Below are 7,246 nucleotides of genomic sequence, written 5' to 3'. Positions count from 1 at the left end.
ATTAAAATTTGAAGATCCTAAAGCATTGGAAAGAAGAATATTGTTAGACACTTACAAAACTTTCGGATGTGAAAGCGGGCAACCTACATTTAGATATAGTTTAATAGATGGTGTTCGTGACGGTTTTTTAATTAATCCTATAGTTGTAGATGCAAGAACAGATATTACAACCGAATTGTTATCTGAAAAAGGTTATTCTGTAGTTCAAATAACAGACGATGGACAAGAAACGACCGAACAAATGTTTTCTAAAGAATTTGAAAAGAAATTCTTTTCCGAAAACACAAATATTCAATTTTGTAAAGTTCTTCTTGAAAACGGTTTAAAAGACCCTATATCAGGAGAATTCGGTAAAACAATAGTTTTTTGTGTAAGTCAAAATCATTGTGCAAAAATTATGGATATATTAAATAAAATGGCACATAAAATATGGCCAAACAAATATAATTCGGATTTTGCTATGCAAGTAACATCTTGTATTCCAACAGCACAAGAAATGGCAGAACATTTTTCTAATAATAATTTATCAGGCAATTCAAAGTTTTTGGACGAGTATAAAACAAGTAAAGCAAGGGTATGTGTTACTGTTGGAATGATGACAACCGGTTACGACTGCCAAGATGTTCTAAATTTAGCATTAATGCGACCTATTTTTTCTCCAACGGATTTTGTTCAAATTAAAGGAAGGGGAACAAGAAAATTTACTTTTAAGTACCCAACAACAAAACCTGTTGAATTTAGAAACAAAGAACACTTTAAATTGTTCGACTTTTTTGCAAACTGCCAATATTTTGAAAAAGATTTTAACTACGACGAAGAACTAAAATTACCAAGACTTAAAAACAGTGAAGGATATGGTGGTGGAGAAGGCACACCACCAATAGAACCTATAGAAGTTTTTGAAATTGATAAACTTAAACAACTTACAGAAACAAAAATCGGTTTAGACGGTATGAAAATAGACAGAGAGCTATTCCAACAGTTTAAAGAAACCGTTACAGCCGATGAAGATATAAAAACCGCTGTTGATAACGAAGATTGGCAAACAGCCGAAGATATCACAAGAGATAGGTACGAAAACAAACCTAAACTTTTTATAACTCTTGAAAAATTAATGAAAGCTGAAATGTTAGATAGAAGATTATCATGGAAAGAAGTTTTACAAAGGGCTTTCGGATTGCTTTCAAAATTTAAAAACCAAGATGAACTTTTGGAAGATGAATGCGATAAATATATTTCAATTTATAAACCGCAAGCAGAATATGTTCCTTATATCAAAAACTTTATTAAAGCTTATGTAACAAATGAAGAATTTAGAAAAATTATCGAAGAAAAAAAGTATCAACAACTTAACTTTAACCAAGCTTTTTCAATGGAAGATTTTAAACATTTAAATGGTTATAGAGATGAATTACCTACATACATAAAAGATAATATCGTTATTAATAAATTTATGAAATAAAAAAGGTATAAAATGTTAACGAAAGATATCAAACAAACAATAGATAATGCCAGAAATATTTTAGTAGGCAAAATTCCTAACCCACAGTCTCAAATAGAGCAAATTACAATTGCTATGATTTATAAATTTATGGACGATATGGATATAGAACCCGTAGAAATGGGTGGAAAAAGAGAATTTTTTGTTGAAGAACTTGAACAATATGCTTGGTCAAAAATTATGTCCGAAAAACTTGGTAACCAAGTAAGAATGAACCTTTATACCGAAGCTTTAGAAGAATTACAACATTCAAAAAGAATTCCTAAATTATTCAGAGATATTTTCAAAGGTGCATATTTACCGTTTCGTGACGGGCAAACTTTAACTTTATTTTTAAAAGAAATTAACGATTTATCATACGATGATAGCGAAAGTCTTGGTGATGGCTTTGAATATCTTCTTTCAATTATGGGTTCTCAAGGCGATGCAGGGCAATTTAGAACACCAAGGCACATTATAGATTTTATAGTAGATGTTGTTAAACCTACAAAAACAGATAGAATTTTAGACCCGGCATGCGGAACGGCAGGTTTTCTAATTTCCGCATATAAATATATCTTAAAAGATGCAGAACAAATAAAACACAATTTAACCCCTAAAGAAAGAAAATCTTTAACTGAAAATATTCAAGGTTACGATATTTCTCCCGATATGGTAAAACTCGCTCTTGTTAATATGTATTTACATAAATTTAAAGAACCTAAAATATATGAATATGATACATTATCAAAAACAGAAAAATGGGATGATTATTTTGATTGTATTTTAGCAAATCCACCTTTTATGACACCAAAAGGCGGAATTCAACCCCATAATAAGTTTGCAATAAAAGCAAATCGTTCCGAAGTTTTGTTTGTGGATTATATTATGGAACATATTAAATCAAGAGCAGGTGTAATTGTACCTGAAGGTATAGTGTTTCAAAGTGCAAATGCTTATAAACAGTTGAGGAAAAAGCTTGTAGATGAAAATTATTTGTATGCTGTAGTAAGTTTACCAAGTGGAGTTTTTCAGCCATATTCCGGTGTAAAGACATCAATATTGTTTATGGACAAAACTTTTGCAAAAAAGACAGATAAAATTCTTTTTGTAGAAGTTCAAAACGATGGCTTTGATTTAGGTGCACAAAGAAGACAAATAGATAAAAACGATTTGCCAAAAGCATTGGAACTTATTAACGATTGGCAAAAATCTATAAACACAAAAAAAGAATTTAAATCCAACTCTACAATAGTAACTGTTGTTGAAAAAACAAAACTTGCCAAAAATGAAGAATATAATTTAACAGCATCAAGATATAAAGAAACAAAAGATTATTCTAATTGCAAATGGGAAAAGTTTAAGCTAGGGGAATTATGTGAATTAAAAAGAGGAAATGCTATTACAAAAAAAGATATTGTTAAAGGTTCTATACCTGTTGTTGCTGGCGGACAAAATCCTGCATATTATCACAACGAATATAATAGGTATGGAGAAACTATTACGATAGCAGGTTCCGGAGCATATGCGGGCTTTATTAGTTATTATACTACTCCTATTTTTGTATCAGATGCTTTTACAATAAAATCATTAGATGACAGGAATGTTCTTACAAAGTATGTTTATTATATTTTAAAAGCAAGACAAGAATATGTTTATTCGTTGCAATCTGGAATGGGAATTCCACATGTATATGCAAAAGATTTAGTGGATTACAAAATTCCATTACCACCAATAGAAATTCAAGAACAAATCATAAAAGAACTTGATAGTTATCAAGCAGTAATCGACGGTGCTCAAAAAGTTATAGATAACTGGAAACCAACTTTCCAAATAAACCCCAACTGGCAAAAAGTGAAATTGAATAATGAAAAATATTTTCTTGTAGAATCTGGTGGTACTCCATCATCAAATGATCCAACTTTATGGGATGGAAATATTAATTGGGTAACATTAGTTGATTTACCACAAGAAGACTACATTTCTATTTTAACATCTACAAAACGAACAATTACACAAAAAGGTCTATCGAAATCTTCTGCAAAGTTATTACCGGAAAACAGCATATTGATATCGTCAAGGGCAACAATTGGTCGTGTTGCAATTAATAAAATTAAGTTAGCAACAAATCAAGGTTTTAAAAATATTATTATCAAAGATTTTTCTAAAATAAACATAAAATTTTTAGCTTTAAATATAAAAAAATTATCAGATAAAATGAATTTAATGGCAACAGGTGGAACATTTAAAGAAATTTCAAAAACTGCTATTGGTGCTTTAGAAGTATTCCTTCCTCCTATTGAAGAACAAGATAAGATAGTTTCAAAAATTGAACAAGAAGAAAAAGCAATAGAAGGATGTAAAAAACTGATAAAAATTCAGCAAGGAAAAATAAACTCCAAACTCCAATCCATCTGGGGAGAAAATGAGTAATATAATTTATTTAAATTCAGAATTGGACGAACTTAAGTCTTTTTTACCATTAAACATAAGAAATCCTTACTTCTTAGTAATGTTTGAAAATATGTTGTTAGTTGAAAATTCTGATTTTTATAATAATGCTATAATTAATATTACACATTTTTACAATTTCATTTTGCATTGCTTTCTTTTTCAAATATATTATGTTGATGAAAATTTAGAATTGTTAAAATATTTACAAAAAACAACAGGAATTTTAAATAGTAAAGATGGTAGTAAAAAAATTGACATTTCAAAAGATTTTGATATTGCATATTTTTCTAACATTGAAAAGGATGCAATAAATTATTTCTTACATATTTTTAAATTGGATAAAAGTTCTCATCTTTGTCAAAAAAACCAAGAAATTTTTGATTTAAGAAATTCTGCAGCTCACTTGAATATGGATATAATTAATCATAATAGATTTGAGTACTTTATTGCAAAGGTACAAGAAAATATAGAGGAAATATTTGAAAAAGTTTATAAATATACAAAAAAGATAATAATTACCGAATTAGCAAAAGCAATAAAAAAGAAGCGTATAGATGAATCGTCTTATGTACAGATTTTTGAGGAAATCAATCGTAACTATTATATATCAATCAATTTTTATAAACTATTTTTTAAAAATAATAAAATAGATAATCCTAAAACAAATAGTCCAAATTATTATATTAAAAAATATATTAAAGAATATCTTCAACTTGAAGAGAAATAAATACTATATATTCTAATTTTTTTATTTTATATTAGATACAGAAATTATTTTTTGATTATTATGGTTTTGTACAATTTTAAAAGCATTTGTATTTGAAAATGTATGCATAAAAGAATGATGTATTGTTAATACTAAATCTTGTAATTCATCATCTTCTTCAAGTAATTTAATATTTAATCCTATATTTCGTAAATCTATATAAGAGAAATGTCTAGAATGTGTTTTTGATTTGCTATGATCTGATAAAAAATCACAAATTTGATTTACTTTCATATCTTTATTCGGATCATCAACAAACATACCCTCTTTTAACCATTGTTTAACAATCTCTTCAGCTAATGTTTTTGATTTTTCACAATCCCCTAAAAAAGTAGGATGATATTTGTTTATTATCATTTGCCAAAGAGGAATACAAGATGGCTCTCTTTTTATTTCTTCTTTGGCTTTTTCAAATTCTTCTAATACACCCCAAGTTGAAAGTCCATTAAACTGAGGATCTATTGGACCAAGACTTGAATGTTTTCCCATAATAATTTCTTTTGCAGCACAAGCCATCATTGTTCCCGCAGACATAGCAAGATGAGGAACAATAACTCTGATATTGGAGCCAAAAATTTCTTTTAAATAAAATACTATAGATTGTGTAGCAGTGAGATTTCCACCAGGTGTATGTAAAATTAAATCCAAACCTTTACTTTTATCTAACTTATGTATAGTTGTCATAAAAGCATTTTGATCTAAATCTGTTATTCCTGTATTAATATTGTCATTAGTTTTATGTAGCCAACCAGAATAATATGCTATAACATTTCTATTGGTTTTTTCGTATAATTTATGTAAATATTTATCTCTAACAACATCCAAAGGTGCTGTATTAGATGATATTTCTTGTAATTCTTTAAGAACATCTGACCAATTTGGCATTAAATTTTTCCTTCCATTTGTTTTAAATAATTTAGTTCATTAGTAATTTTGATATCTTTTTTTTCTACTGGAGCTGAACATTGCTTAAAATTTTTTGAAAATTCTTCTGGAGTAGAATAGTCTTTTAAATCGGAAATTTTAATTCTAAATAGATTGAAATCTTTTACAAAATTTGTTTTTTCCATATTGCCGCTCCAATATAGTTTCTATATGATTTGGGTAATATTTTATCTAAAAAAAAAACTATAGTTCAACAGTGAGATTAAAAATTTTATATTTATAAACTAAAAATATTTAGGGAAGACTGTAATAAATTTTTTTGTTTGAGTAGAAAAGAATTTTAAACATTTATTTAAATTTCCTTTCTTTGTGAAATCTATTTGTTTGAATATTATTATCCTACTAGCTTTTTTATTTTTTAATTCTCTCCAATCAAGATTTTCTTTTAATTCTTTTTCTATTGATTTTTTGTTCTTATATAGTTTGCGGAAAAAATTTTTATCTCTATATATATACAACTCGCAGCCGATATAATATTTTTTATCTTCCATATCCTTGGTTGCAGATAAGGAAATATGTGCTTTCCCTGTTCCAACAGAAATATTGTGATAGTGTCTTGAATGGGGTTCTCTTAAATTAATATTTTTATATTTATCTTTGCAATATTTGTTGAAAGATAACCAAAGATTATATTGTGCATCTCTTATATTGTTTGATATCTTTTTATGAATTTTATTTTTTACAATGATATTCTTATTTATCTTTTCGTTTTGTAATATATTTTTAATTTCTTGTTTATTAAATAACGTACTTTCTTTTTCTAAATCTTTTGCTGCTTTTTTTTCTTCTCTTTGATATAGCAATTCATTTCCTTTAGGTTTCAATAAAGAAATCAACAATTTTTCTAAGGGAGCAATATATTCCGGCTTATCAACGACATATACAGAAAATCTGTTCCATTTATTTTTGTGTCTATCTTTAAAATGATGTTTTAATCTTATACCTAAATGTTTATCTTTTCCAACATAGTAAATGTTGTTCCCGCGGTATAGAACATATATTCCGCCTCTGTTGCCTATCTTGTTGAGTAAAAAATCTCCATATTTAGTTATAAGTTTTATTGATACATTTGATAATTGATAAGCAATAAGTGTTTTCATATAGTTTAAAGTATATAAAATAAATATTTATATTTTCAATTGTCTAAAAAACAACAGCAAATCCGTCATAGGGATAAGGGGGAAGGTTCAACTTCTCTTTGGGGCAATTCTTTAAAAATCACATTTACAAACAACAAAAAATATTATATTTTAATCATAAACAAACCTTCGAAGGTAAAATATGAACCGGCTTTATGATAATTGGATGAAAGCAATACCTATGATGATTTACGGGTTCGGTTATCTTGTACCTAAAATGAGAACAGAAAAAGCACTCTCAAAATAAAACTCCGCTTGTCGTTGTTTGCTCTCAAAGAGTTTCTGAGTTTTTGCCGTTGCCGTTCCGTCTTTTCAATCCCTCTATTCGTCCATACATCCATACCTCTGCCGTTCTGCCGTTTTCAAACTGCTGTTCTAATAATATATAATAATAGTGATATACTTAAAACATTAAAGGAATACTGTATGAACATACATCAAGAACCTAAACAAATTAAAATT

The 7,246-nt window shown here is 27.8% G+C and carries 5 protein-coding genes and 1 pseudogene; 3 read left to right on the top strand and 3 right to left on the bottom strand.

The genetic code is table 11. The features are described 5' to 3' along the window. The 3 genes and pseudogenes from ACMUOV_RS05240 to ACMUOV_RS05230 form a co-directional block, all read left to right on the top strand. Nucleotides 1–1,462 (top strand): annotated as a pseudogene (locus ACMUOV_RS05240) (restriction endonuclease subunit R); the annotation flags it as partial. A 12-nt stretch (nucleotides 1,463–1,474) separates the two neighbouring features. Then, a complete protein-coding gene (locus ACMUOV_RS05235) occupies nucleotides 1,475–3,913 on the top strand; it encodes an N-6 DNA methylase (RefSeq protein WP_413854054.1) in 2,439 nt (812 codons plus the stop codon). Then, a complete protein-coding gene (locus tag ACMUOV_RS05230) occupies nucleotides 3,906–4,661 on the top strand; it encodes a hypothetical protein (RefSeq protein WP_413854053.1) in 756 nt (251 codons plus the stop codon). Before ACMUOV_RS05235 ends, ACMUOV_RS05230 begins: the two co-directional genes overlap by 8 nt. A 21-nt stretch (nucleotides 4,662–4,682) precedes the next feature. Here the strand turns inward: ACMUOV_RS05230 and ACMUOV_RS05225 are convergent, their stop codons facing one another. The 3 genes from ACMUOV_RS05225 to ACMUOV_RS05215 form a co-directional block, all read right to left on the bottom strand. Next, the gene (locus ACMUOV_RS05225; RefSeq protein WP_413854052.1) at nucleotides 4,683–5,585 is read right to left on the bottom strand and encodes an SDH family Clp fold serine proteinase; all 903 of its coding nucleotides are present in this window, start codon (nucleotides 5,583–5,585) and stop codon (nucleotides 4,683–4,685) included. Further along, nucleotides 5,585–5,770, bottom strand: a complete 186-nt coding sequence (locus ACMUOV_RS05220; RefSeq protein ID WP_413854051.1) for a hypothetical protein — start codon at nucleotides 5,768–5,770, stop codon at nucleotides 5,585–5,587. The genes ACMUOV_RS05225 and ACMUOV_RS05220 overlap by 1 nt, the downstream gene beginning before the upstream one ends. Before the next feature lie 99 nt (nucleotides 5,771–5,869). Continuing rightward, nucleotides 5,870–6,745, bottom strand: a complete 876-nt coding sequence (locus tag ACMUOV_RS05215) for a DUF4268 domain-containing protein (RefSeq protein WP_413854050.1) — start codon at nucleotides 6,743–6,745, stop codon at nucleotides 5,870–5,872. Nucleotides 6,746–7,246 lie beyond the last annotated feature (501 nt).

This window comes from Candidatus Ruminimicrobium bovinum (assembly GCF_902760015.1).
Taxonomy (GTDB): Bacteria; Elusimicrobiota; Endomicrobiia; order Endomicrobiales; family Endomicrobiaceae; genus Ruminimicrobium; species Ruminimicrobium bovinum.
Note: the sequence above shows the minus strand (reverse complement) of the source record. Positions and strands in the feature narration are given on the sequence as shown.